The sequence below is a fragment of the Mesorhizobium qingshengii genome, from assembly GCF_027563465.1.
Lineage (GTDB): Bacteria > Pseudomonadota > Alphaproteobacteria > Rhizobiales > Rhizobiaceae > Mesorhizobium > Mesorhizobium qingshengii_A.
The window spans coordinates 90,869-112,908 of the sequence record NZ_JAPFQA010000011.1 but is presented as its reverse complement, the minus strand read 5'-3'; the positions used below and the strand labels follow the sequence as shown (position 1 = coordinate 112,908).

At 63.6% G+C, this 22,040-nt stretch carries 32 protein-coding genes, 1 tRNA gene and 1 pseudogene; 16 read left to right on the top strand and 18 right to left on the bottom strand.

Annotated features, from left to right (window positions below):
• Both OOJ09_RS22165 and OOJ09_RS22160 read right to left on the bottom strand, forming a co-directional pair.
• Window positions 1–1,491 (bottom strand): terminase large subunit domain-containing protein, encoded by a 1,491-nt coding sequence (locus OOJ09_RS22165; RefSeq protein ID WP_269907241.1) that lies wholly within the window; start codon window positions 1,489–1,491, stop codon window positions 1–3.
• Between the two features lie 249 nt (window positions 1,492–1,740).
• Window positions 1,741–2,853, bottom strand: coding sequence for an FAD-dependent oxidoreductase (locus OOJ09_RS22160; RefSeq protein WP_269907240.1), 1,113 nt, complete (start codon window positions 2,851–2,853; stop codon window positions 1,741–1,743).
• A gap of 130 nt (window positions 2,854–2,983) precedes the next feature.
• On the opposite strand from OOJ09_RS22160, the gene OOJ09_RS22155 reads away from it, so the two are divergent.
• Window positions 2,984–3,436 carry a MarR family winged helix-turn-helix transcriptional regulator gene (locus tag OOJ09_RS22155; protein ID WP_269907320.1) on the top strand — a complete coding sequence of 151 codons (453 nt, stop codon included), beginning with the start codon at window positions 2,984–2,986 and terminating at the stop codon, window positions 3,434–3,436.
• Window positions 3,437–3,467: 31 nt separating this feature from the next.
• Here OOJ09_RS22155 and OOJ09_RS22150 read toward each other — a convergent pair whose 3' ends face one another.
• From OOJ09_RS22150 to OOJ09_RS22135, 4 genes are all read right to left on the bottom strand, one after another.
• Window positions 3,468–3,821, bottom strand: coding sequence for a hypothetical protein (locus OOJ09_RS22150; protein WP_269907239.1), 354 nt, complete (start codon window positions 3,819–3,821; stop codon window positions 3,468–3,470).
• Window positions 3,822–3,905: 84 nt separating this feature from the next.
• Window positions 3,906–4,601: a terminase large subunit domain-containing protein gene (locus tag OOJ09_RS22145; protein ID WP_269907238.1), complete on the bottom strand. Its 696-nt coding sequence runs from the start codon at window positions 4,599–4,601 to the stop codon at window positions 3,906–3,908.
• The gene (locus OOJ09_RS22140; RefSeq protein WP_269907237.1) at window positions 4,558–4,953 is read right to left on the bottom strand and encodes a hypothetical protein; all 396 of its coding nucleotides are present in this window, start codon (window positions 4,951–4,953) and stop codon (window positions 4,558–4,560) included. Before OOJ09_RS22140 ends, OOJ09_RS22145 begins: the two co-directional genes overlap by 44 nt.
• Entirely contained in the window at window positions 4,946–5,359 is a 414-nt protein-coding gene (locus OOJ09_RS22135) for a hypothetical protein (RefSeq protein ID WP_269907236.1), read from the bottom strand. The genes OOJ09_RS22140 and OOJ09_RS22135 overlap by 8 nt, the downstream gene beginning before the upstream one ends.
• Before the next feature lie 456 nt (window positions 5,360–5,815).
• On the opposite strand from OOJ09_RS22135, the gene OOJ09_RS22130 reads away from it, so the two are divergent.
• Entirely contained in the window at window positions 5,816–6,085 is a 270-nt protein-coding gene (locus OOJ09_RS22130; protein WP_091581626.1) for a hypothetical protein, read from the top strand.
• A 246-nt stretch (window positions 6,086–6,331) separates the two neighbouring features.
• Entirely contained in the window at window positions 6,332–6,637 is a 306-nt protein-coding gene (locus tag OOJ09_RS22125) for a hypothetical protein (RefSeq protein WP_269907235.1), read from the top strand.
• Between the two features lie 15 nt (window positions 6,638–6,652).
• Here OOJ09_RS22125 and OOJ09_RS22120 read toward each other — a convergent pair whose 3' ends face one another.
• Window positions 6,653–7,078, bottom strand: coding sequence for a DoxX family protein (locus OOJ09_RS22120; protein ID WP_269907234.1), 426 nt, complete (start codon window positions 7,076–7,078; stop codon window positions 6,653–6,655).
• A 257-nt stretch (window positions 7,079–7,335) separates the two neighbouring features.
• Between OOJ09_RS22120 and OOJ09_RS22115 the strand changes: the two genes are divergently transcribed.
• Window positions 7,336–7,704, top strand: a complete 369-nt coding sequence (locus OOJ09_RS22115) for a VOC family protein (protein WP_269907233.1) — start codon at window positions 7,336–7,338, stop codon at window positions 7,702–7,704.
• A gap of 58 nt (window positions 7,705–7,762) precedes the next feature.
• Here OOJ09_RS22115 and OOJ09_RS22110 read toward each other — a convergent pair whose 3' ends face one another.
• Window positions 7,763–8,722, bottom strand: a complete 960-nt coding sequence (locus tag OOJ09_RS22110) for a prohibitin family protein (protein WP_269907232.1) — start codon at window positions 8,720–8,722, stop codon at window positions 7,763–7,765.
• A gap of 214 nt (window positions 8,723–8,936) precedes the next feature.
• Between OOJ09_RS22110 and OOJ09_RS22105 the strand changes: the two genes are divergently transcribed.
• The 4 genes from OOJ09_RS22105 to OOJ09_RS22090 all read left to right on the top strand — a co-directional run bounded on the left by OOJ09_RS22105 (window position 8,937) and on the right by OOJ09_RS22090 (window position 10,637).
• Window positions 8,937–9,128, top strand: a complete 192-nt coding sequence (locus OOJ09_RS22105; RefSeq protein ID WP_269907231.1) for a hypothetical protein — start codon at window positions 8,937–8,939, stop codon at window positions 9,126–9,128.
• A 529-nt stretch (window positions 9,129–9,657) separates the two neighbouring features.
• Entirely contained in the window at window positions 9,658–9,837 is a 180-nt protein-coding gene (locus tag OOJ09_RS22100; protein WP_269907230.1) for a DUF3606 domain-containing protein, read from the top strand.
• Between the two features lie 303 nt (window positions 9,838–10,140).
• Window positions 10,141–10,377 carry a DUF982 domain-containing protein gene (locus OOJ09_RS22095; protein WP_256754068.1) on the top strand — a complete coding sequence of 79 codons (237 nt, stop codon included), beginning with the start codon at window positions 10,141–10,143 and terminating at the stop codon, window positions 10,375–10,377.
• A gap of 14 nt (window positions 10,378–10,391) precedes the next feature.
• Window positions 10,392–10,637 carry a DUF982 domain-containing protein gene (locus tag OOJ09_RS22090; RefSeq protein WP_269907229.1) on the top strand — a complete coding sequence of 82 codons (246 nt, stop codon included), beginning with the start codon at window positions 10,392–10,394 and terminating at the stop codon, window positions 10,635–10,637.
• Between the two features lie 99 nt (window positions 10,638–10,736).
• On the opposite strand, the gene OOJ09_RS22085 is transcribed toward OOJ09_RS22090, so the two are convergent.
• From OOJ09_RS22085 to OOJ09_RS22070, 4 genes are all read right to left on the bottom strand, one after another.
• Window positions 10,737–10,871, bottom strand: coding sequence for a hypothetical protein (locus OOJ09_RS22085; protein WP_269907228.1), 135 nt, complete (start codon window positions 10,869–10,871; stop codon window positions 10,737–10,739).
• A gap of 90 nt (window positions 10,872–10,961) precedes the next feature.
• A complete protein-coding gene (locus tag OOJ09_RS22080; protein ID WP_269907227.1) occupies window positions 10,962–11,264 on the bottom strand; it encodes a hypothetical protein in 303 nt (100 codons plus the stop codon).
• A 151-nt stretch (window positions 11,265–11,415) separates the two neighbouring features.
• Window positions 11,416–12,486: a sensor histidine kinase gene (locus tag OOJ09_RS22075; RefSeq protein ID WP_269907226.1), complete on the bottom strand. Its 1,071-nt coding sequence runs from the start codon at window positions 12,484–12,486 to the stop codon at window positions 11,416–11,418.
• A gap of 163 nt (window positions 12,487–12,649) precedes the next feature.
• Window positions 12,650–12,955, bottom strand: a complete 306-nt coding sequence (locus OOJ09_RS22070) for a hypothetical protein (RefSeq protein ID WP_269907225.1) — start codon at window positions 12,953–12,955, stop codon at window positions 12,650–12,652.
• Here OOJ09_RS22070 and OOJ09_RS22065 point away from each other — a divergent pair.
• From OOJ09_RS22065 to OOJ09_RS22050, 4 genes are all read left to right on the top strand, one after another.
• Entirely contained in the window at window positions 12,954–13,247 is a 294-nt protein-coding gene (locus tag OOJ09_RS22065) for a hypothetical protein (RefSeq protein WP_269907224.1), read from the top strand. The two genes, OOJ09_RS22070 and OOJ09_RS22065, sit on opposite strands and share 2 nt — an antisense overlap.
• Window positions 13,248–13,279: 32 nt before the next feature.
• Entirely contained in the window at window positions 13,280–13,684 is a 405-nt protein-coding gene (locus tag OOJ09_RS22060; protein ID WP_269907223.1) for a hypothetical protein, read from the top strand.
• Window positions 13,668–13,931 (top strand): RNA-binding protein, encoded by a 264-nt coding sequence (locus tag OOJ09_RS22055; RefSeq protein WP_269907222.1) that lies wholly within the window; start codon window positions 13,668–13,670, stop codon window positions 13,929–13,931. Before OOJ09_RS22060 ends, OOJ09_RS22055 begins: the two co-directional genes overlap by 17 nt.
• A 44-nt stretch (window positions 13,932–13,975) precedes the next feature.
• Window positions 13,976–14,049 (top strand) — tRNA-Gln (locus tag OOJ09_RS22050).
• Between the two features lie 368 nt (window positions 14,050–14,417).
• On the opposite strand, the pseudogene OOJ09_RS22045 reads toward OOJ09_RS22050, so the two are convergent.
• The 3 genes and pseudogenes from OOJ09_RS22045 to OOJ09_RS22035 form a co-directional block, all read right to left on the bottom strand.
• Window positions 14,418–15,097, bottom strand: a pseudogene (locus OOJ09_RS22045) (Crp/Fnr family transcriptional regulator).
• A 143-nt stretch (window positions 15,098–15,240) separates the two neighbouring features.
• Window positions 15,241–15,543, bottom strand: a complete 303-nt coding sequence (locus OOJ09_RS22040; RefSeq protein ID WP_269907221.1) for a DUF982 domain-containing protein — start codon at window positions 15,541–15,543, stop codon at window positions 15,241–15,243.
• Window positions 15,544–15,951: 408 nt separating this feature from the next.
• On the bottom strand, window positions 15,952–16,173 hold the full coding sequence (locus tag OOJ09_RS22035; RefSeq protein ID WP_269907220.1) for a hypothetical protein: 222 nt from the start codon (window positions 16,171–16,173) through the stop codon (window positions 15,952–15,954).
• A 273-nt stretch (window positions 16,174–16,446) separates the two neighbouring features.
• On the opposite strand from OOJ09_RS22035, the gene OOJ09_RS22030 reads away from it, so the two are divergent.
• The 4 genes from OOJ09_RS22030 to OOJ09_RS22015 all read left to right on the top strand — a co-directional run bounded on the left by OOJ09_RS22030 (window position 16,447) and on the right by OOJ09_RS22015 (window position 17,835).
• Complete coding sequence (locus OOJ09_RS22030) at window positions 16,447–16,755, top strand: hypothetical protein (RefSeq protein ID WP_269907219.1); 309 nt, start codon at window positions 16,447–16,449, stop codon at window positions 16,753–16,755.
• 105 nt (window positions 16,756–16,860) lie between these two features.
• Window positions 16,861–17,061, top strand: a complete 201-nt coding sequence (locus OOJ09_RS22025) for a hypothetical protein (protein WP_269907218.1) — start codon at window positions 16,861–16,863, stop codon at window positions 17,059–17,061.
• A gap of 166 nt (window positions 17,062–17,227) precedes the next feature.
• Complete coding sequence (locus OOJ09_RS22020) at window positions 17,228–17,473, top strand: DUF982 domain-containing protein (protein ID WP_269907217.1); 246 nt, start codon at window positions 17,228–17,230, stop codon at window positions 17,471–17,473.
• A 128-nt stretch (window positions 17,474–17,601) separates the two neighbouring features.
• Entirely contained in the window at window positions 17,602–17,835 is a 234-nt protein-coding gene (locus OOJ09_RS22015) for a DUF378 domain-containing protein (protein WP_269907216.1), read from the top strand.
• Between the two features lie 100 nt (window positions 17,836–17,935).
• On the opposite strand, the gene OOJ09_RS22010 is transcribed toward OOJ09_RS22015, so the two are convergent.
• The 3 genes from OOJ09_RS22010 to OOJ09_RS22000 form a co-directional block, all read right to left on the bottom strand.
• On the bottom strand, window positions 17,936–19,924 hold the full coding sequence (locus OOJ09_RS22010; RefSeq protein WP_269907215.1) for an AI-2E family transporter: 1,989 nt from the start codon (window positions 19,922–19,924) through the stop codon (window positions 17,936–17,938).
• A 199-nt stretch (window positions 19,925–20,123) separates the two neighbouring features.
• Complete coding sequence (locus OOJ09_RS22005; RefSeq protein ID WP_269907214.1) at window positions 20,124–21,203, bottom strand: D-alanine--D-alanine ligase family protein; 1,080 nt, start codon at window positions 21,201–21,203, stop codon at window positions 20,124–20,126.
• 17 nt (window positions 21,204–21,220) lie between these two features.
• Window positions 21,221–21,838: a C39 family peptidase gene (locus OOJ09_RS22000; protein WP_269907213.1), complete on the bottom strand. Its 618-nt coding sequence runs from the start codon at window positions 21,836–21,838 to the stop codon at window positions 21,221–21,223.
• Between the last annotated feature and the right edge of the window lie 202 nt (window positions 21,839–22,040).

Below are 22,040 nucleotides of genomic sequence, written 5' to 3'. Positions count from 1 at the left end.
TTACAACGCCTCCAGAACAGCAGTGACGCCGGCATCGGTCTTTGAGATATGCAGCTTGAATTTCGCCGCGTTGGTCGTGACGTAGGCGTCCCCCTTCGGATGACCGGCAACAAACCCTAAGAAAGTGATTGCGCCGGCCGAGGCGCCATTGGTGATGTCGATGGTCATATTGTAGCTGTTGGACGTCGAAGGCGCGGCAAGGGTGAAAGCGCCGTTCACGGTAATCTTTCGGTAGTTGCCACCGGTCGGCGCCGGGGTGTAGGTGCCTGTAGACTTGGTGCCGTCATCGACCACCACCGAAGTGAAGCCGGCCGTCAAACCAAGATTGTCCGCAGCCTTCTGCATCATCGCCGCCGCGATCTCCGCCAGCGTGTCAAAGGCCGCCGACACCCCACCAAGCACCACGTCGATTGCGGCCTTGACGAATCCCGTCGTCGCAATCTGGGTCGTGTTTGTGCCGGGCGCGGCTGTCGGCGCGGCCGGAGTCCCGGTGAACGTCGGGTTGGCCTTTGGCGCTAGGCTCGACACGGCTACACCGCTGTCCTTTGCGAGTTTGCCGGTAGTGCCATTGAACGTAGCGATGTTGTCGGCCACCGCCGAGGCCGGCCCGGCGATCAGGTCACTCGCCTTGATGCCGCTGTCCTTGCCCGCCTTCCCCGTCGTGCCGTTAAAGGTAACGATGTTGTCTGCCACTGAAGCAGCCGGCCCGGTAAAGTCTCCCGCACCCGCGCCATCCGCCCCCTTGTCCCCTGCCCGGTCGAACATCAGCCAGATGCCATTCGCCGTTGTCGGCAACGCGCCGGAGCCGCTGACATAGGCCAGCGCCAGCTTGCGGTAGCGCGTCGCCGCCATCAGATCGTCGCGCAGCTTCACCACCTGGCCGTCCTTGCGGTGATAGAGGCGGAACTCCTCGAACCAGGGGGCAAGCGTGGAAAACACCTTGAAGCGGCCGGATTGCATGCGGTCGAGCATCTCCATCAGCCCGGCCTCGACCGAGACCGAGCCGTCCGGGAATTGCGCGTGGCGCGACAGCATGTTCAGCCCGTGCGCGGAATATTGCCGGGCCAGCGCCACGCCTGCCCCTTCCAGCGTCTCGCGGCGGCCGTCGCGCGGCCACGCCCAGGGCAGCCATTCGCCCCACGGTTTCAAGGTCAGCGTCTGCATTGCGGGCGTCTGCTGCGAAGCGCGGCAGGACTTCGAGACATAGACGATATCGGCCTCGGTATCCCAGGCGAGTTCGACGGCGGCCGACGGATGGTCCCAGCCGAAATCGAGCGCGCCAAGCCTCGGCCAGTAGCGCGGCAGCCGGAACGGCTCGCAGGCGATCAGCGCCTCGGCCACCGGAAAGATGCGGCCCGAGCCCAGCACCGGAATGCCGCGGGCGCGCGCCTCGCGCTCATGCGCGGGATAGGCAGCGACGATCGCCGCGCGCTCCTGCGGCGAATAATGCGCGGCATCGTCGATGGTCATGAAGGTGACGTGACGGGACATTCTTCTCGGTTCTCCGACCACATTGTTCGAAGAGAATCGTTGCACCAAAAACCGTCGCGAAGCCTTTGGAAAGCTTGAGTTCCTCGCCCCCGTGTAGCGGGGGAGAGGTGACTCGGCGAAGCCGAGACGGAGAGGGGGAAATGGCGCTCACTTGTTAAGCAGTCGCCCTACGAGGGCCCCTCTCCGGCCGCTTCGCGGCCACCTCTCCCCACTCCGTGGGGCGAGGAACCCAAGTTCCGATAGGCCCTCTCACCCAGCTCTAGCCATCTCGGCCCGCATCTCCGCATGCTGCCGCACATGCTCCAGCGTCAGCTCCAGCCCGATATGCGACAGCTCGGTCGCCGCCGCTTCCGCGGCATTCGTGGCCGGTTCCATCACGCGCTCGAACATCTCCTGTTCGTAGAGCCTGACGGCCTGCGTCCAGTCATCGGCCTCGACCAGATGACGGGCGAGTTCGGCGGCGTCGAGCATGGCGGCGTTCACCCCTTCGCCGCCGAAGGGCGACATCACATGCGCGGCATCGCCCAGCAGCGTCACGCCGACACGGTTCGGCCAGTGATGGCCGATCGGCAGCGCATGGATGGCACGCGCCACGATGTGGTCGTTGCTCGCCGCGATGAGGGCGACAAGTTCGGGCGCCCAGCCCTCGAATTCGACGATCAGACGGGCCCGCGCCGAGGCGGGCGAAGTGAAATCAAAAGTCCTTTGCGCCCAGTCGGCCGGAACACGGAAGATCGCATAGCCCCTGAGATGCGCATTGGCGTTGCGCTGCACGATCATGCTGCGGCCATCGCCTTCGACGCCGATCTTGCCGCGCCCGACCAGTTCTGAAAGCGCGGGGTGGCTGGCATCGACATCGTCGATGCCGAATTCGATGAAGGTCAGACCGGAATATTGCGGCCGGTAGCGCGAGACCAGCGGCCGCACCCGCGACCAGGCGCCGTCGGCGCCGACGACCAGATCGAAAGGGCCAAGCAGCTCGGCGCCGAAGGCCAGATCATAGGCGCCGTCCGGCCGTGCATAGACCTCGCGCAGCTCCCTGCCCCATTGCACCGCGCCCGCCGGCAGCGAAGCGAGCAGGATGTCGCGTAGCGCCGAGCGGTCGACTTCGGGCCGGTCGCCGCTGTCGTCGTCATCGGCCAGCACCAGCCGACCGTCCTTGTCGTAGAGCCGGCTGCCCTGGTCCTCGTAGCGCGCAATGCGCAAAAATTCCTTTTCGAGGCCGGCGCGCCGCAAGGCGAGCTGGCCGGATTCGGCATGCAGATCGAGCGTGCCGCCTTGCGGCCGGGCCAGCGCGTGCTCCTCGCGCTCGAACACGGTGGCGGCGATGCCGTTGAGGTGCAGGATGCGCGCCAGCGTCAAGCCCGCGGGGCCGGCGCCGATGATGGCGATGCGCAAAGGGATGGTCATTGCGGTCATGGACAGGGGGCTCGCATTGATTTATATAGGAGCCTATATAATAAACATAGGCACCAATGCAAGTCTGAACATCATGACCGACTGGACCCTGTTCTCGAACCCCGCCCCGCTCATCAACATGGCATCGCGCAGCCTCGCCCGCCTCGGCGAGCGCCGGGTGAAAGCCTTCGGCTTCTCGATCGGCCAGATGCCGGTAATCTATCTCCTGCGCGACGGCGCAGCGATGTCGCAGAAGGAGCTGGCGCGCTTCGCCAAGATCGAGCAGCCTTCGATGGCGCAGATGCTGGCGCGCATGGAACGCGACGGCCTGATCCGCCGCACGCCCGATCCGAACGATGGCCGCAGCAGCCTGATTTCGCTGACCGAAGCGGCGCTGAAAAAACTGCCCGCCGCGCGGGAGGCGCTGGACGAAGGCAGGGACGAGGCACTGGCCGGTTTCAGCGAGGACGAGGTGGCGACGCTGCTGGACATGCTCAGGCGGCTGAACGAAAACCTCGATCGGATGGTGGCACGGGAGACGGAGTGAGCAATTCCAGAACCCGAGTTCCGAGGCCCACTTAGCTCTTATACCCCTCGTTCAAGCAATCATTCTTCCAGGCCCAGTCGAAGTCGGCCCGCGACATGGACTGGCCCATGCCCGGCTCGACAAACGGACCGGCGGTGTTGTCGATATAGACGATGAAGCGCGCCTCCCTGGTGAAGGTGCCGACCTTGGCGGTGATGACGCCGCAGGTCTGGCCGGACGAACTGTCGCCGGTAAGCTGGACATGTGAGAATGTGGCGGAAGGATCGCTCACCAGCTTGTGCATCTTGCCTTTGGCGGCACTGATTGCATCGGCGCGCCAATCGCCGCTGCCGCTACAGGCCGAAAGCAGGGCGGAAAGGAGGAGCAGTTTCGCAATCTGGCGCATGTCGGACCCCGAACGTCGCGCCGGACGCTACTCGACCACTGGTTGCCGCAAAAGCGGTATTGCGGATCATGGTTTCGCGGCGGTTCACCCTTTCGCCATCCTCTCCACCTCACCCGCCGACAGAAACAACAACACCACATCGCTCATCCCCAGCAGTGGCGTGAAAGTGACGATGGTAATGCCACCCGTCGCATTGGTGCGCGTCAGCCCCTCGGAATAGATGTCGAGCGGCGGTTCCTCGTCGAACCAGACGCCGTGCAGCGTCTCGCCCTGCCATTTCTCGCGGCCCTTCTCGAAACTCTTGAACGACAGCACGCTCTCGCCGGCCTGCACATCGCCGCCGCCGCCATGGCGCACCACGACACTGTCGAGCGCGCCCGGCGCGCCGCGGCCCATGATGGTGTCGACGATGGCGTCGGCCGGGATCATGCCGGTGCCCCAGGCCGCCTGCTGCTGCGGCGGGCCGACCAGCACACGCTGCGGGTTGTCGCGCGTGCCCTCGCCGGTCACGCCGGCGGCCCACAGCCGCACGGGCGTGTCAAAAACCTTGCCTTGCCACCAGGGGGGATAGCGGCCGGTGAGGTGCATGGCCCATTCGGCGCCGCCGGCCCTGGTCTTGCCGAGCTGGTTGCCGGCCATGAACAGCCGTTCGCGATTGACCGCTCCCGCGGCGTGAAATTCGGCCTGGCGCTGATACGGCTTGTAGGCCGCCAACTGATTGCTGCGCCGCCTGCGGTCAAGCTCCGCCAGCAGCGCCAGATATTCCGCCCTCGCCGCCACCAGCGGGTTCTTCGAGGAACGGCCTGAGGACGGCTTCGAGGCCACGGATGCGGATGCGGATCTCCTCATCGCTCAGCGCGTCCAGTTGGTTGAGGGAAACAAGCACACCGCCGGGCAAATCCTTGAGCAGCACCGAAAGCACGATCTTCAGATACTGGTCGGGCTTGTCGGCCCGCACCTCGGCGATGACGCCGGCGCCATGGGCGCGGAAATCGGCGCGCACGGCAGCCAGGAAATCGTCGCCCAGCGTCTTCTTCGCCCGCTTCGGGCGGGGCGCCGGGCCAGCGGCGGGCTGACGCCTTGCCGGCTTCGCCTTGCCGCGCCTTGGCCCGGCGGCGGTATCGTCAGCCATCGGCTTGCCCCATGGCGCCGGCATCGCTGGCGGAGACCGCCATGCCGGCCTTCGGCATCGATCTGGCCGGCTTCTTTGGGCGGGCGGATTTCTTGCTGGCCCTCCTCGCGCGCTTCGGCCTTGCCGTCCCGGCAGGCTTCGCCGCCAGGGCAGGCTTCGCCACCTGGGCAGGCTCCGCCGCGCCAGCCCTGAGGCGCGCCATGGCGAGGCCGCCAGCACCGACCCCTGCTTGCAGGAAAGAGAAGTCGCCAGCCGCGCCCCGCACCATGCCGATCAGCACGCCGGGCGCCACCTGCTCGACGCGCCCCAGACGCGGCCGTGGCGCCGCACCCTCGAACTCGCCAATGGCGCTGACGATCTCGCGGCCGTCATCGTCGGTGATGATGGTGGCGTAGCGGTGGGGCATGAAATTTCTCGCAAATATCGCGCTCCTTCGCCGTAGAGCGCTGGCACACAAGTTGGCAGCCGAAGTCACAAGGCGCCAGAAACACAAAACCCGCCTCGGCGGCGGGTCATTGGCACAAATCAGCACCATGGACAAATATGTAGCATGGCTGCCCTCACCCGGTCAACGCTTTCTAGGAAAAAATTCCTTCGCTGCTTTTGCAGCACCACGACGTGACCGGCATCGCTGAAGGGTGGCTGGAAAACAAAAAACCCGCCTTCGCGGCGGGTCTAGAGGTCATTGGCGCAAATCAGCACCATGGCCAAAACAATAGCACAATTGCCCTCACCGGACAACCCGAGCGACACAGGCCGAGCCCCGAGATCGACTTTTCGACCGGCTTTTCATCAGCCGGCAACTGTGGAATCATCAGCCAGAGCTCATGGAATGATTCGCGTCGCCTTGCAGGAGAGGACGATGGACAGACCAACCATGGCATCCGTATTCAGGATGCGGCACGCGCCAGCCACGGTTTCCGGTGTGCGCAGCACCGGCCAGGGCCAGGCCGATCCGATCATCCGCGTGCGCTCGCTTGGCGAAGCGATCCGCTTCGTCGCCAATGCCTTTCCAAACTATGACATCAGCGCCGTTGCCATCAGCCCTGGCGATCCGTCGATCCCGCGCCTCGGCAGCCTGGAAGCGAAGGCGCTGTGGCGCGAATATGGCGAGCACTGGACGAGAGAGTAGGCCGCCGCCCCTCACCCATGCCCCGGCTCGGCCATCCCCGGCCGAAACCGGTTCCGCGCCATCCCCGCGGATCGGAAACGCCGCTCGCGCGTTTCGAGCCTGGAGCTATTCCAGGAAAAGCGTGAAGCGGGGTTTCCTGGAAAAGCGCACAGTGCTTTCCCTTGGGAATTGCGCGAAAACAAGGAGATAGGGTGGTTCGGCGTTTCCGGGAAACGGCGCACCGCTCTGGCCACGGGAGCAATCGTCATGAATGTCGCCAATCTGCAACTCGAAGGCCTGTTGATGGCCGTCGCATCGATCAACCACGTGCTGGTTCGCAAGGGGGTGCTGACATCAGAGGAGATCGACGTCGCCCTGCGCAAGGCCGAAGCCAGCGAAACCAGCCAGGAGCGATCAGGCGGCATGTCGGCGTCGAGCCGTGACGCCGTCAACTTTCCGATCCGGCTGCTGGAACTCGCCAATCAATGCCAGCCGGAGGCGGACATCCCCTCCTTTTCGAAACTTGCCCGCATGGTCGGCCAGATAAAGGAGCCGTACAACGATCAGATGTGAGGCCTTACCCGCGCCCTACGCCCTGCCCGGCCATCCCAGGTTCAGCGCCAGCACCTTGCCCGGCCCGTGCGCGGTGGCGAACAGAAGGCCGGCCACGAAGGAAAAATGGTCGACGAAGAAGCCGAACTCCGCCTGGTTGCCGGCCCAGTGGCTGGGTCCGTGGAAGGCGAAGGCCAGGAACAGCACATAGGCAGCGGCAACCAGGGCCGCCTGCGAAAAAAAAGCACCGGTAAGGAAGCACAGCACGAGCGCGACCTCCAGGATCGCCGCGCACCAGGCGAGCAACAGCGGGAATGGAAAGCCGGCGGCGGCGATGTAGCCGGCGGTCGCCTCCATGCCCATGAACTTGAAGGTGACGGCCATGGCGAACACGGCCGCGAAGATCAGCCGGGCAACGAGAAGGGCCGCGGTCTGCCACGGCGATTGAGTGATGTCCGACATGCTGTCTCTCCAGGGTTGCGATGGATTTCGACCCAAGGACGGGCGACCCGCGGCAGTTCCGACACCGGCCTGAAACTTTTTGTCCGCAGGCACTGCCGCGAGGGATGCCGCATCGACCTGATGCTTGGGGAAGCCGCCGGGCACTCACGGCACGGTAGCCAGCTCACCGCGCGATGGCACGCGAACCTTGCCCGCGACCTGCCCTGAACGCTATTGCTTTGCATGGGGTGCTTGATCTGTTGTGAGGGAGCCAGCGGATGGCGACGGTCCGGTATCTCGTCAGCGATGTCGAGTTGTCCATAGCATTCTACACGAAGCATCTGGGTTTCGCGTTGCAGCAGCAGTTCGGTCCGGCGATGGCCATCCTGAAGCGCGGCGACCTCACATTCTGGCTCGCGGGGCCCATGGCGTCGGCGGCGAGACCGATGCCGGATGGCCGTACGCCGCAGCCTGGCGGATGGAACCGCATCGTCCTGGAAGTCCGGGACTTGCCGGCGAACGCCGCCCGGATGCGCGAGGCCGGCGTGCCGTTCCGCAACGAGATCGTCGACGGCCCGGGCGGCCGCCAGATTCTTTGCGAAGACCCGTCCGGCAACGTGGTCGAGCTTTTTGAACCCAGGGCATGATCCCTGGCGAACCGCAGGTCGCGATCGTGGCTTGGATCCTCGCGACTGCGCTGCGCCCTCAGTTCGCCGCCGGCGCCGGCGTGCCGAGCTCGAGGAACGGCACCGTGGAGCCCGGGATCATCGATTTCGGCAACTGACCGTCCCACTTCTCGGCCTTGGTCAGTTCGACCAGCAGCGGATTGTTGGCAAGGGCGGCGGCGCGCGCCTTGATCGCTTCGGCCGTCGCCTCGCCTTCGATCTTGGTCTTGTAGGCGCTGGCCTCGGCTTCCGCCTTGACGCTGTCGGCGCGGCCCTTGGCCTGCGTCACCGCGATGTCGGCCTTGATCTTTTCCTGCTGCAGGTTCTGCTCCTGCTTCTGCACTTCCACCTGCGCCGTCATCCTCGCCTCGACCGCCTGTTCATAGGCGTCGGAAAAGTCGATGTTCTCGACCTGGACGCTGTCGATCATCACCGGGCCGTCGGTCACCGCCGAAATGGCATCGGCGACATCCTTGTTGAACTTGGCGCGGTTCTGGATCACCGACACCGCGTCATACTGGCCGAACACCGTCTTGATTTCCTGCGGCGCCTTGCGGGCGATGACGCGGTCGGCCAGCGCCTCGATCGACCCGTAATTGATGTAGACGTTGCTGACCTCGGCCGCCGGCACGTGGAAGTTGACGGTGACGCGCATGTTGGCCGGCTGCTGGTCGCGCGAATAGGCCTGCATCGCCGGCAGGTTGCCGCAGTCGCTCTGGTTCTCGCAGCCCCATTTGATGACTTGCTGGCGCAGGCTGATCTTCTCGACGCGCTGCAGCCAGGGCAATTTGAAATGCAGGCCGGGATCGACGGCCGAGCTCAACGCGCCATTGGTCAAAAGCACGCCGCGGTCGCCCTGGTCGATCGTGTACCAGGAACCCATGACGGCGGCGATCAGCACCAGCACGATGGCCAGCGCGACGATGCCGCTGCCGATCGGACGTGACCCGGCGACGGCATGCTGCTGGAGACGGTTCGAATTGCCTTGCGTGTCAGTCATTGCCAACCCCCCATTGTCCCTGCCCGATCCCGGACCTGGCTGAAATCATGGCGCCAAGATTGCCATGATGTCGAGTGTCCCGGCCTTTTGCGCCGGTCCATCGCATGGCCAGGAAGCTAACCCCTTGATTCCATGCACAGTGCCGGAAAAAAGCCGATTTCGGTTTGCCGGCTGATGGTATAGTGCCGCACCGCTCAGAGGGGAGGAATCGGACATGGCCAAGGCATTGACCATCGGTGCGCCGCAACATCCGGCGATGACCGCCGCCTATGAACAGGAATGCAGGGACATGCTTGTCCCCCACCTCGACGCGGTGCTCGACAAGGCCGAGGCCGCCGGCTGGGACCGCGGGCAAGCCGCATCGGCGCTCATGTATCTCGCCGCGATGCGGCTGAAGCCCGCCTGAGGCCCCCGCGACCGCCCGGCGGCCTTCACGAACAATTAATGATCCCGAAACTTGTTCGTAACCAGCATCGTGTTATTATTAAGCTGGGGCTAATGCACATCTGTGCCGGTGCAGGTTTGTTGGGTGGGTTTGAGAGTTGGGCGCGAGCGTCAGGTTTGGGGCAAGATCCTATGTCGTCCGGTCGACGGTGCCGGAGTGCAGCGGCTGCGGCGGCGCGGGCCAAGTCTTTCAATGTCCGCGCTGGACGAGTTCCAACGGCCATTGCTGTCCCGCTGGCACCCACCGGCACGGCTGCCCCGGCGTAAGCGCGCCCTGCGCCGAATGTGACGGCGGCCACCCTTCCGACATCGATCCGATGCAGCGGTCGGTTTGAAAAACATCGGCTGAAGATCGGCCCCCTCCTGGCCGGCATTATTGTCATGCCCGTGGAACCCGCGACGCCGATCTGTGTTATGCTCTGTTGATCGCGGAACAGCGCGCCAACGGCCGCGCGCACGCGTTTCCCCGGCAACAGAAAGCGAGGCCTGCAATGGCTGACGACAAAACCAAGATAAAGCAGGACCGCAAGCTGGTTTCGAGCGAGGAGCCTTACGAGGTTGCTGCCTTTGCCAGGAAATACGGCATTCCGCCGAGCGAGGCGCAGACCATCATCAAGCGCTATGGGCCATCGAGAAAGAAGCTCGACGCCTATATGGCCGCTCGCGGATAGAGCCCGCCCCACCCCGTGCGATCGGGGTGGGCGCCTGTCTCGGTGTTCCCGCACCTTGGGAGGCACGGCATGGAGGTCGCAACGCCCGACACCATGCGCTGGACCGGCAGCCGCCAGCGCGGCGCCTAGCCGTTGACGATCAGCCGCGCGCCCCCCCGGAACAGCACTTTTGTAAGCCTTTGCCGTGTGGCCACGCCAGGCCTTTCGGGCGCCGTGGCGCATGGCTGAAATTTGATTTTCGAGCACGGAACCCTCCCCTGTTGCGTACGTTATCCGACGCTTCACAGTCCCGGAGACGAGCGCTTGAACGACAAGATGTTCCCACGGCCCATCAGGTTGAAATTCGCCCCCGAGCGCGAGCGCGTCGTGCGCAGCGCCTGGGAAGGCCTGGAGTGCCTCGGCGACTGGCCGGCGGGCCAGGGCCGGCGGTACCGGGCAGCGTTGCGCAGCTGTCGCGACGCATTGGACGGCTGGACGCCGCCGGAAAAGGCGATGCGGGCGATGATCGACGCCGCGCGCGAAGCGCGGCTCCTCCAATAGCGGGAAAACAAGAGATGGCTGAGCTGATGCTATCGCCGCCGTTGCGGATCAAGCCACATGGCTCGGACACGATCCGCGACGTCGCCACGCTGAAGGATGCCAGCGAAATCCTGATCGACTGGCCCCATGCCAGGCGTGACCCCTTCTATCAGGCGGCGCGCGAACAGGTTGAAGCCGCGCTGGAAAGCAAGGCAGGTGCCGCACAGGCCCAGGAAGCCTTCACGGCCCTGTGCAATCATGCGGGCGTGCTGGTTCGCTAGGCGGTTTATCGTTTCACGCCTTTCTGCTATTTGCTTTGGAAAGCCATGAAAAAAGCAGGCGAGGCACCGTGCCTCGCCTGCTTTTTGAATCGACCCTGACTACTGTTCTAGCGGATCGCCCTGTACAATCGGGTGGGAGGTTTCGAACCCGAAGCTCTTCGGCGCCATCAGCATCAGCACGATCACGATGGCGATCGACGCAAGCAATGTGGCGGTGCTGGCGATATCTCTCACGGTCTCGTCCTTTCAAATCCAAGTCACGACGGAAACGTTTCGTTCGGTGCGAGGTTCCCCGTCCGGCGACGATGCCGACGAAACCGACTTCTACTGCGCGGGCGGCTGAGCCGGCACGTCGCCTGGCTTGATCACCGGCGTCTTGCCTTCGTCCGGAGCCGGAGCCGTCATCCCCTGGTCACCGGTGGCGGGCGGTTTCAGAACGCCGCCGCAGTCGCTGAGCTTTTCCGTCAGATCGCCGCCAGCAGGTTGCTGTTTGCTGCCTTGCCCTGTCTGGGCGCGGCATTTGTCTGCCTGCGGCGGCTGGCTGTCCTGCAGCGGATCCGTCTGCGCCGCCGCTGGCGCGGCCAGTGCCAGCACCAGGCTGAACGGCACGATGGCGAGACTTCTCATCCCGGTCTCCTTCCTGTCACGGCCGCCCGCGGCGGCCTTGCCTTCACGGGAACAACGCCTGCCGACGAAAAAGGTTGGCCATTTCCGCGCCGCGGAAACCGGCTCGTGCTTCCAATGGATTTCTTTGTCCGCCGTCGCTTGACTGGCCCCTTCAAGGGCTGAAGGACGGATCTCTGTCGGCGGCAGGCATTTCGGCGCCGATTTGCGCAACGATGATCGATTCCAGCGGCGCCGTCAGCGACCACCTGAGATGGCCCGGGTGACGCTCCAGGACCGCCGAACCGTTCAACGATTGTGGCGAAACCCGCTGCAGGACGACGGTGCCGAAACCCTTGCGCGTGCCTTCGTCCTGTCGTTCATCGGCGCGGGCTGGCGAGGTTTCGTCCCACACGAGATGGATTTCCCGGTTGCCCGCAGCGCCGGTGGCGATCAGCCAGGTGACCTCGATTCTCCCGGTATCCCCCGCCAGCGCGCCATATTTCGACGAGTTGGTCCCGAGCTCATGAAATGCCATGCCGAGATTTTGCACGGCGTTCGGCTGCAGGGTCAGAAGCGGCCCGGACAGCGATACCTGCTCCTCGTGGCCAAACGGCTTGAGGTGTTCCTGGATGAGGTCGAAGAGACTGGCGCCCGCCCATTCCGAGTTCACCAGCAGATCGTGCGAACGCGACAGTGCCATGATGCGCGAGCGGACAAGCGCTTCGAACTCACGCGGATCGGTCGAGCGTTTGCTTGTTTCCCTGACCATCGACAGGATCACCGCGAACTGGTTCTTGACGCGATGATTGACCTCCCGCAACAGGAGCCTGATGCGCCGCTCGCTCTCCTTGGTGGCCGTGATGTCGCGCGCGATCTTCGAAGCGCCGATGATCTCGCCCGATCCATTTCTGATCGGTGAGATGGTCAGCGACACCGCAATAGACCCGCCGTCCTTGCGGCGCCGGACCGTCTCGTAGCTGGCAACGAGTTCGCCTTTGCGGACACGGCCGATGATGTCGGCCTCCTCATCCCTGAGATGATCGGGAATGAGCATGAGCACCGATTGGCCGACAGCCTCCTCGGCGGTGTAGCCGAACATCCGCTGCGCCGCGCCGTTCCAGCTGGTGATGACGCTGTTCAGATCCTTGCTGATGATGGCGTCGAAGGAGGAATCGACGATCGCCGCCAGCCTTGCGTCGGCGCTGGCTTCGATCGGGCCATTCACGCTTGCCAATTCCGTCATTGCCCCCCCGACTTCCCTCGGTCACGCCAGGCCGCCTCACGCCTTGCCGTCGCCCTCTCAAACGTATTTCAGGCTTGCGTAATGCATTCTGCCCATGCCCTGCAATGCAGGACGGACATTTTGGTTGCAATGGGGGTGCCACATTGCGCCAACGAGCCTCGATTCAGAACAAGGCAGGCCTGGGAAGGGCGTCGCCCGCGGTGTCGGATGATGGATCGATCGCATGGTTTCGTTGCGGACATTGCTCATAGCGGTGGTCGCGGCCACCGCAGAAGGAACAGCACATGGCTTCGCGATCATCGCCGCCAGGCCACCATTTCGGCGTCTCGTAGGGTTTCCTGCTGTCCATCTTCAGCAATGCGCGACGTGCCATTTGGTTGCGCCGCAAAAAGACCGCCTGCTGGCTGTTGCGGAATGGCTTGCCGGGATGCGAGGTTCCGGTGACACGCCCGCTCGAGGTAATCGCCATGCCCATCCGCCAGATTGTTCCTGTGACAGCAGCCATCATGCTGGCCGCGGCGGGTCTTGCCAATGCCAGACCCGACACGCGCACGATGAATTGCGAGCAGCTTCGGCAACTGATCCAGAGCCACCGCGCCGTGGTGCTGACCACCGGCCCCAACACCTATGACCGCTATGTCAGGCAGTTCGGCAACGAATGCGACTGGCCGGAGGTGCCGATGTCGGCCTATGTCCCGACCCGTGACGGCCACTGCCCTGTCTACCGCTGCGAGGAACCGGTCGCCAACTTCCCGAACTGATTGTTGGCGTCGCCACCGGGTAGTGTCTCAGTTTGAAATTTGACGGCGACCCGGTTGCGGTGGTCGGCCAAAGCCATCACATTAGCTCCAGAATGACGACAGTTGAAAACCTTACAAATATGGAACGCGAGTTCACATCTGGAGATGGCTTCTTCATGAAGCTCCGCCAACGGGAATTTGATCCTCAAGCGGCAACGCGTTTTGCATCTTTGATGAAAACCCTAAGCCTCTCCAGTGACCACGAGGCCAACTATGGACTTCTCTGGTTTTTATGGGGAGCGCAGATTGATCTTGAAAACGCCGTCGCACACGGTATCGGCGGCGCGAAACTCACAGAACTGCGGGAGGGCCTGTTTCCAGAGTTCGCCCGCATATTTGACGCAGAGCTTCACGATCTAGTGGAGCGGTTAAGGACGATAAATGCCAACCGGACCTAAAGGTCAGAAGCGCCCCGCCGACGTGATCGGCAACGCCGTCCGCGTCATGCGCATTGCCACTGGCGAGGAAGCCGACGACGTGCAGGACGACGGCAAGAACGCCGCCGCCAAAGAGCTTGGCTCGAAGGGCGGCAAGAAGCGCGCCGAGAACATGACGCCGGAGCGGCGCGCCGAGATCGCCAAGAAGGCGGCTGCTAAGCGGTGGGGTCTTCAAACTGAGACACTACCCGCCGCCGGCACGCGTTGATCCCGGCGCGCGAACCGGCTAGGGGTGGTGCGTCTGCCCGATTATCCCGCTTCGTCTAATGGTAGGACAGCGCCCTTTGAAGGCGTGAATCGTGGTTCGAGCCCATGAGCGGGAACCAGCACGCGCGGCAAGATGAGCCGGGCCTGCCCTGATCCTGGTCCTTTCCGGAGTCTTCGTGTCTTGGCGGCGCACCGATCAGGCGCTCTGAGTCTCCTCTGACAAAGGGCTTTCCAAATGCATCGGCCACGGTGCAGCAACGGGCCGGCGCGTCCGGCGTTGGGGGGGCTGGGGTCGGACGCGCCGTTTGGTCACCGGCAACGCCTTACCATCTTTGTCGAAGAACACGACCGGGGGGTCCGTTACGCCGGCAGTCATGTCGTTGCGTCAAGACGGCCTTAGGGCTGCAGGTCCGGTCCAGAGGGTTGGACCAACTTGAAATCTAACACAGGTGCAAGTGGCTCGACTGTTCCATACGGAACAGGTGCCTCAAAGGTCCCTGCCCCTGAGGTGAGGATTGTCGTGCAGGACCACGTTCAGCAGAGAGTTATGAACCTTCAGATCTCCGTTGTATTCGATGAATCCGAGCTTGCGGAACTTGTTCATGAAGGTGCTCACGCGCGACCTGGTGGTGCCGACCATCTCGGCGAGCGTCTCCTGGCTTATCTTCGCTATGACAGTTTGCGGATCCCCCTCCTTGCCAAAATTTGCCATCAGAAGCAGCAACCTCGCCAGACGCTTCTCGCTGGAATTGAAAAGCTGGTCCACCAAGTCCTCTTCGACGCGGGCGTTCCTCGCCAGCAGGTATGATATGAACATTTCTGAGAACTTCGGCTCCTCGCGGAGCACCTGCGTGATGGATGCCTTATCAATCCGCGTGACGACGCTGTCCACCATCGCGGAGACTGTAGCCAACCGTACCGGCTGGCCGGACAAGCAGCCTTCGCCGAAGAAGTCTCCGCTCTCGTGGAGAGCGACGACCGCTTCCTTGCCTGCTCTGATAGGATGCAGACCTTGATCTTGCCTTTCTGGACGTAGAAGACGGAATCCGCCGGGTCCCCCTGCGAATAGACCGTCTCATTCTTTAGATACGTCGCCACAGTCCTCCCGCCGTCCACCGTATTGAGGAAGCCGTTCACATTGAAAGGGAGCTTGTCAGCCTTGGCCACGACGGGTCTCCATTCGGTGAGGTGATATTCTAACGCAGTCCGCGTCGGAAAATCACCTGGATTGATGAGGGCAGCTCGTCTCGGCGAATGGCGCTGTGGCAATGGCAACGACGCAGTGGCCATAACGGCCCTCCGCTCGCCGATTATGCTGGTATCCCACCGCGGCCCGATTTCGCCCCAGCCATCCAGGGTAACGCGGTGGAAGCGGGCTCGAGAATTTTGAACGACCGGGCAAACCCGGCGAACGCGTCGCGTGCCACGGAAAGCGGCAGGTGACCGTCATGGGCGCGCTGACAGGCACGAAGCGCGGTCTGATAAATCGGTCCCCGCCGGCTCTCGGGCCATCGTTCCAGGAACTCGAATGCGTCGGCCAGACTTCCAATTTCCTCGACGACAAACTGCCCGTTCTTGACCAGAATAGGCCGCTCGAAAATCCTGCCGTTCATAGACTCCTCCATCCGTTGAACGAGTTTTTGAGACGAACTGCCCCGGCTTGGCGCAACCGTGGGCGCAAAAAAATATCATAAGCGGGATCATGGCTGTCAAGAATTGACTCATCGTCATCGCAAGGGATGAATCAAAACACTGCCTTCATCAGCGCGGCGATTGAAGCTGACGTACTTCCCGACACCTTCATGGAAAATTGAAAGCCGCCCTGCACGTCAGGCCGCGCGAGCAGGCTTGGCACTCGAGGCCAACCGCAAACCGCGCAACGAGGATGTAGCTCGCCGGGGCGGCCCCAACACTCTCCCCAGCGAGCCTGTCGCTCCGGTACAGCGAAGAATGGAGCAACTACTGCTCTACGAAATCAAGCGCCACCAGGTTGCAGAGTTCTGCCGGCACCGAAATTGCAGCTATTCCGTGCCGCCGTCGGTGGGCAGGATTCCATAGTCCTGCGACTTGATGCCCTGCTCCGCCGTCAGGAAACCGTCCGAGGCAAGACCGCGCCGCAACAGCTCCCTGACAGCGGCCGAGCGGCTCGGCATGCGCTTGTCGTAGCGCCAGTTTTCCAGCGCCGCCAGTTCATCGGAAGTCAGCATGATCTGCAGTCGTTCCGGGCGTTCGAGTTCAGCCATGTGCGCTTCCTCGCTCAGGACCAAAAATACGTCGAGTTAGTATCTAACTCATTCAGCTCAAAATTAGGTCATTCCTCATAATGCGTCAAGACCATGAGATGCGTGAAGAGCGCATCCCGCGCAGGATGAGCATCAAGCGTCGGCCGCGCAATTCTGACAACTATGCTAACTAGTTGATTTATTTGGAAAATATTTATATCGTTACTTGCCATCACGCAGCGCCAGAGGCAAGGTGGATTCTGGAAAGAAAACCATTCCCCCTGGGAGGTTTCGATGCGGTATGATTATTCGGAGCGCCTGCGCGAAGACGTGACGTCCTCGGTCCTGCGGGCGTTCAAGACCGCGGGCATCGTCAACATCACCACGCTGGCGGAGCGGGTCAGGGTCAGGAATCTGGCCGAGAATGTCGCCCTCGAGGACATCGAACACCTGGTCCTGCAGGCGGCGCAACTCATTGGCGCGGCAATCGAATTCGACGGCCTCGGCAACGATTTGGCTCTGCTTGGAGATGGCCTCGTCGAGGATGGCGGCGAGCATGCGACCGCCCTGCTCGATTTCCCCCAACCAGCCACGATTCAATAATCAAGCGGCGGGGCCGGCACGCCCGGGCGAGCGCTCGACGTCTGCCGGCGTGGAACAAGCCTGGTCTTCGGAAATTACCACGTCGTCTTGAAAGCGGAGGACGTCGTGAAAGACCTGCGCAGTCTCCTTGTCGAAATGTCTTCGAGCTGGCTGAAGCGCCGCAAGGCGCAAGCGCCCGACAATCTGAAGACGGTCGACGTGAACACGGTCAAACCCGCTCCCCGCCCCGCCGAGCGGACGACAAGGCAGCGTCCGGCCCATAAGCCCAAACCGAGATCCGCCCGCGACGTCGCCTCCAATATGTGAGTGATTGCGCAAGGTGGTCGGGAGGCGGCCTGATATGCCGCTTTCCTGGCCGGCTTGGAACGACTGCCTTCGCCGCCGACGGATGGCCTCACGCCACAGTGATTGGCAGGGATGAAACCTTGCGCCGCGAGGAGCGTTTAACGACTGCAACGCAGTCGAGGTTCCAATGCAAACCGCATGGTTTTCCAAACCCGTGGTGGTTTCGGTCGGCGTCACCGGCTCCATCCGCCATCTGTCCAACACACAGCAGGCCATTGAGTTGCTCACGACACATTGGCGCGACACCGGCAGCCAGAAACATCAGTCCGCGCTGCGCGCCTGCCGCCGCGCGACAAGCGGCGACGTCGCCGCCGATGTCGCCAGGCAGGCTTTTGTCGAGGCCGCGCGCGAGGCGCATATCCTGCTCGAATGAACTCGATTGAGCGGGCCGGCGTTCACGGACCATTAGCGCCGTTCACAATGTCGTGATCGACGGAACCGTCTGAAACGACAGGCGTTTTTTTACAGGCGTTTTCGTCAGGCAACATTCAGGAGGCGTGTATGCGCACCATGAACCTCGTCACCCTCGCCCTCATCATCCTTGGCGGTCTCAACTGGCTGTCCATGGGTGTGACGGGCTACGACATAATCGGCACGGCTCTCGGGGGCGCCACCCTGGCCCGCATGGCCTATCTGATCATCGGCCTTGCGGCCATATGGCAGCTCATGCCGGGCTTCCAGAGCTTCACGGTTGGAGAAGTCGATGCCGAAGGGCATATCCATCATCATTCGTGACCGGTAAAAACAGGGCGGCGGAAAATCCGCCGCCCTGTTGCGTGAACTCGATTGCGTGAAGTCGATCGACCGTGGCGATGATCGATCGGCAGGCGCGTCCCTAGCTCGCCGCTGCGGCAGGAGTTTTTCGGGGGGCGGCCCGCGGACGTCGCATGCGGCGTTTGGCGATGAGTTTGAGGGCAACGGGTGGCTCGTTCGACAGCGCGCCCACCACCGCGTCCACCATGCCATTCGCCACGAAATCCGCGTTCATGTCGTGGGCCAGCCTGGCGGCCGTCTCCTTGTCCTCGTTGCCGGTCTCCGACCAGAACACGATTCCCACCCGCAGCGCCGCCTTCGCACGCTTCAGCCGGCGAACCAGGAAGCGGGCGTGCTTGACGGAGTCCCGGTTCAGGAAGCCGACCACGACAGTGTCGACCGTTTCGAGCCCAAGGCGGCGGATGTTGGCGGGTTCCATGTCGGCAAAGCCCGCCTTCGTCGCTGTCGCGCCCTGGACTTCCAGCACCTGCGCTAGCATCGCGGCGGCGGCATCGTCGAGTTCACCACGCCCGCCCGCGCAAAGCACCGACATGCCGGTGCCATCGGGCAGGTCGGCCTCGTCCTCGCCGGCGGCCTTGCCGTCATCGCCCGGCTCCCCTGCCGCGAGCGGGCCATCCTCCTCGTCCGCTTCCTCCTGCGCGTTGTCGTCGAGGTTGGCCACCAGCGTCAGGGCACTGGCCGCCACCTGCCGCCTTTGCAGGTCGCCCATGACGCCGCGCGCGCGGTCCCGCTCGCCCAGCAGAAGCGCCGGAATGGCGACCTTGTCGTAGAATTCGACCAGATATTTTTCTTCCAGCATCTCCTCGGCGTGGTCGGTGGCTTCCTCCGGGTCGGCGGCCAGCAACCGCTGGTAGAGGCGCGCATGGGGTTCGAGCACGGGCTCGTTGCCGAACAGCACGTCGAGGAATTCAAACTGCGGCACGTGTCTGCCCAGCACCACCAGGCAGACGGTGAGCGGCGTCGACAGGACCAGTCCGAGCGGCCCCCAGAGCCACGTCCAGAAGATCGCCGCAACGATGATCGCCAGCGGTGACAGGCCCGTTCGCGAACCGTAAAGCCAGGGTTCGACGACATTGCCGGTGACCAGTTCCATCACCACGAACAGGGCGGCCGTCCACAGGACGAGCGACCAGCCAGGTGCCACGGCCAGCGCCAGGAGCAGCGGCAGCAGCATGCCTATGGCCGGGCCGATATAGGGAACGAAACGCAGCGCCAGCGCCAGCAGCCCCCACAGCAGCGCATTTGGAATGCCGAGCACCCACAGCCCGATCGCGATCGGTATGGCATAGACGATGTTGACGACCAATTGCATGAGCAGATAGCGGCCCACCCGCTTGCCGGCATCCTGAAGCGCCTCGGTGGTGCGGTGGAGGTCGCCGTAACCGACAAGCCGGATGAAGCGGTCGCGCAAATCCTCCCGCTCGAGCAGCATGAATATGACGACGACGATGATCAGCCCGGCTGATCCGAGCGGGCTGATCAGCGGACCGACTATGTTCTGCAGGACCTCGAGCGGCCTTTCGCGTGAGACGACCTCGACGGGCACCGGCTCGCGCGGCGGCTTGTCCGGGGTGGCGGCCGGCAGCGAGGCATCCTGCCTGTCGATCTCCTGGCCGACACGCTCGACCACGCGGCTCAATCTGGCGATGATCCCGCCCCCGACCCCGGTTTCCTTGAGCGAACGGATCTTGGCCAGGATGTTGGTCTGATAGACCGGGATGTTCTGCGCCAGTTCGCTGACCTGCGTGGCGACAATGAAGCTGAACAGGGCGAGCGCCGCGAAAGCGCCCAGCACGCTGGCGATGACAGCGGCAATCCGGGGGATGCCGACCCGTTTGAGCGCCGACACAAGGGGCGCGAGCGCGAAGGTCAGCAGCAGCGCGATCGCGATCGGCAGGAAGACCTCACGCCCGAAATACAGCGCCGCCACCGTCGTGACGATGGTCGCCACGGTGGGCAATGACGTTCGCGGGTGGGGCGCGGCGGCCGAAAGAATATCCTCCAGCCCGTGAGCCGGAGACGCCATGCCGTTTCGACGATTGGCCGCCACTTGATGTCTCCCCCTGCCGGCGGCCATGGTCGGGCATATTGAGCCGGCTTGCAACCTTTGCCCAGGGACCGCTGGTTACCTTCAATGCCGGGCAGGCCGGTATGTTCCGCGCCGTCCGAAGTAACGGGTTTGTGCGGCTCATCGGGATCGACGTTCCAAGGGCTGACGGCAACCTCGGCGTGACGTTGGATGAGGCGGCTCAGCGCGCCGCGTGCCTTGCCAACGCATGTTCGATCAGCACGTCGATGACCTGGCTGTAGCCGATGCCGATCGCCGCCAGCGCCTTGGCGTACATCGAGATGTCGGTGAAGCCGGGCAGCGTGTTGACCTCGTTGACCAGCAGGCTGCCGTCGGCGCGCAGGAAGAAATCGACGCGCGCCATGGCTTCGCAGCCGAGCGCCAGAAAAGCTTGCCGCGCCATCGCCCTCGCCTCGTCGGCAACCGTGGCCGGAACATCGGCCGGCACCCTCACCACCGCGCCGTCGGCATCGAGATACTTGGCCTCGTAGGTGTAGAAGCCATGCTTGCCGGCCGGAATGATCTCGCCGGGCAGCGACACCGTCAGCGAGCCGTCGGCCCGCTGCAGCACCGAGCACTCGATCTCGCGGCCGTCGACGAACTCCTCGATCAGCGCCTTGCCGTCATAGCGGAAAGCCGTTGCGACAGCGTCCTCGAAACCGTCCCGGTCATCCACCTTGCTCACCCCGAAGGATGAGCCCTGGCGTGCCGGCTTGGCGAAGAAAGGCAGGCCAAGCGCCCCGGCAATCTCCTGGAAGGAATGCGTGTCGTTTCGGTGCAAGGTGACGGAGCGGGCAACGCCAAGCCCGGCCTCGCGCAGCAGCCGCTTGGCGACATCCTTGTCCATGGCCGCCGCCGAAGCCAGGATGCCGCAGCCGACATAGGCGACATCGGCGACTTCCGCATAGCCCTGCACCGAGCCGTCCTCGCCGAACGGACCGTGCAGCACGGGAAAGACGACCTCGACGGGCGGCACTTCCGGCTGCACGCCACCTTGCGGCACGGCCACCAGCCTGCCCTTGCCGCCGGGCAGCAGGGCGACCTCTGCACCATCCTCGGACACCGGAGCCCCTGCCCCGTCGCCGGCTGCCTCGGATGACGGCTGCAGCAGCCATTTGCCGCTGCGGGAAATGGCGATCGGCATCACCTCGTAGCGCGTCCGGTCGATCGCCTTCAGCACATTGGCCGCCGACAGCCGCGACACGTCATGTTCGGCCGAGCGCCCGCCATAGAGGATGGCAACCCTTGTCTTGTCCTTCATCGAAAATCCCTCAAAAATCAGATGGTGACGGCAATGCCGCGATTGGCAAAGAAACGGTCGAAATCGGCTGGCGCCAACTCTGCGTTTGCCTGTGTGGCGCGGATATGGCCGGATGGATTGTGGAAGCGGAAAGCCTCGTCCGAGGCCGAAGTGACCAGCACCAGATGCCCGCCCTTCGACGGCGGCTCGCGCTCGGGCCAGCGGATCCAGCTGCTGACCGAAGCGATGAAGAAGCGCGACCGCGAAAGGATCGCCGGTATGTCCGAAACTGCGATATTGGTCATCACCTCGGCCCGCAGGCCGAAGGCCTCCTTCACGAAGCTGACGAAGGGCGCGTAGATCAGCCCCTTGATCGATCCCTCGTTGACGACGTAGCCGCCATATCTGGTGCATTGCCTGGCGAGTTCGATCGTCGGAACGATCTCGCCGCGCGTCGCCAGGATCATCTTCAGGCAGGCCATGCCGCAGATGTTGGCGGCCCAGACCGCGTATTCGTCGAGCGTTTCGGCGCCAGAACCCCGCCACAGCGGATCGCGCCTGAGAGCGGCTTCGGCGCCTTCGGCGAGCACGTCCAGCGTCATGTCTGAAGTTTCCCACTGGCTGAAAAACGGCACGGTTTCAGTCAAGGGCTTCATGCGACTCCTCGGGGGGCTCAATCCGATCTCGTATACGAGAATACGAAATTGGCATCCGGCCATGCTTGTGGACAGCTCTTCGCGAACGATGATCGGGTACATCAGGCTTGGCGCGCCGTTCCATATCGGAAAGCCATTTCCCATGCGTTCGCGGCGAGAACGCGGCAAGTCCGGGCTGCGCCACCCGAGAGGGCCGGCATCG

Bases quoted from the DNA above. Each gene is read 5' to 3' on its own strand.
- OOJ09_RS22130 (WP_091581626.1), top strand. From the start codon at position 5,816: ATGGACAGACCAACCATGGCATCCGTATTCAGGATGCGGCACGCGCCA.
- OOJ09_RS22015 (WP_269907216.1), top strand. From the start codon at position 17,602: ATGCGCACCATGAACCTCGTCACCCTCGCCCTCATCATCCTTGGCGGT.
- OOJ09_RS22120 (WP_269907234.1), bottom strand. From the start codon at position 7,078: ATGTCGGACATCACTCAATCGCCGTGGCAGACCGCGGCCCTTCTCGTT.
- OOJ09_RS22125 (WP_269907235.1), top strand. From the start codon at position 6,332: ATGAATGTCGCCAATCTGCAACTCGAAGGCCTGTTGATGGCCGTCGCA.
- OOJ09_RS22115 (WP_269907233.1), top strand. From the start codon at position 7,336: ATGGCGACGGTCCGGTATCTCGTCAGCGATGTCGAGTTGTCCATAGCA.
- OOJ09_RS22020 (WP_269907217.1), top strand. From the start codon at position 17,228: ATGCAAACCGCATGGTTTTCCAAACCCGTGGTGGTTTCGGTCGGCGTC.
- OOJ09_RS22080 (WP_269907227.1), bottom strand. From the start codon at position 11,264: ATGAGAAGTCTCGCCATCGTGCCGTTCAGCCTGGTGCTGGCACTGGCC.
- OOJ09_RS22090 (WP_269907229.1), top strand. From the start codon at position 10,392: ATGGCTGAGCTGATGCTATCGCCGCCGTTGCGGATCAAGCCACATGGC.
- OOJ09_RS22075 (WP_269907226.1), bottom strand. From the start codon at position 12,486: ATGACGGAATTGGCAAGCGTGAATGGCCCGATCGAAGCCAGCGCCGAC.
- OOJ09_RS22005 (WP_269907214.1), bottom strand. From the start codon at position 21,203: ATGAAGGACAAGACAAGGGTTGCCATCCTCTATGGCGGGCGCTCGGCC.
- OOJ09_RS22040 (WP_269907221.1), bottom strand. From the start codon at position 15,543: ATGAACGGCAGGATTTTCGAGCGGCCTATTCTGGTCAAGAACGGGCAG.
- OOJ09_RS22155 (WP_269907320.1), top strand. From the start codon at position 2,984: ATGACCGACTGGACCCTGTTCTCGAACCCCGCCCCGCTCATCAACATG.
- OOJ09_RS22105 (WP_269907231.1), top strand. From the start codon at position 8,937: ATGGCCAAGGCATTGACCATCGGTGCGCCGCAACATCCGGCGATGACC.
- OOJ09_RS22070 (WP_269907225.1), bottom strand. From the start codon at position 12,955: ATGGCGATTACCTCGAGCGGGCGTGTCACCGGAACCTCGCATCCCGGC.
- OOJ09_RS22135 (WP_269907236.1), bottom strand. From the start codon at position 5,359: ATGCCCCACCGCTACGCCACCATCATCACCGACGATGACGGCCGCGAG.
- OOJ09_RS22165 (WP_269907241.1), bottom strand. From the start codon at position 1,491: ATGTCCCGTCACGTCACCTTCATGACCATCGACGATGCCGCGCATTAT.
- OOJ09_RS22100 (WP_269907230.1), top strand. From the start codon at position 9,658: ATGGCTGACGACAAAACCAAGATAAAGCAGGACCGCAAGCTGGTTTCG.
- OOJ09_RS22110 (WP_269907232.1), bottom strand. From the start codon at position 8,722: ATGACTGACACGCAAGGCAATTCGAACCGTCTCCAGCAGCATGCCGTC.
- OOJ09_RS22140 (WP_269907237.1), bottom strand. From the start codon at position 4,953: ATGGCTGACGATACCGCCGCCGGGCCAAGGCGCGGCAAGGCGAAGCCG.
- OOJ09_RS22000 (WP_269907213.1), bottom strand. From the start codon at position 21,838: ATGAAGCCCTTGACTGAAACCGTGCCGTTTTTCAGCCAGTGGGAAACT.
- OOJ09_RS22035 (WP_269907220.1), bottom strand. From the start codon at position 16,173: ATGGCTGAACTCGAACGCCCGGAACGACTGCAGATCATGCTGACTTCC.
- OOJ09_RS22030 (WP_269907219.1), top strand. From the start codon at position 16,447: ATGCGGTATGATTATTCGGAGCGCCTGCGCGAAGACGTGACGTCCTCG.
- OOJ09_RS22150 (WP_269907239.1), bottom strand. From the start codon at position 3,821: ATGCGCCAGATTGCGAAACTGCTCCTCCTTTCCGCCCTGCTTTCGGCC.
- OOJ09_RS22065 (WP_269907224.1), top strand. From the start codon at position 12,954: ATGCCCATCCGCCAGATTGTTCCTGTGACAGCAGCCATCATGCTGGCC.
- OOJ09_RS22055 (WP_269907222.1), top strand. From the start codon at position 13,668: ATGCCAACCGGACCTAAAGGTCAGAAGCGCCCCGCCGACGTGATCGGC.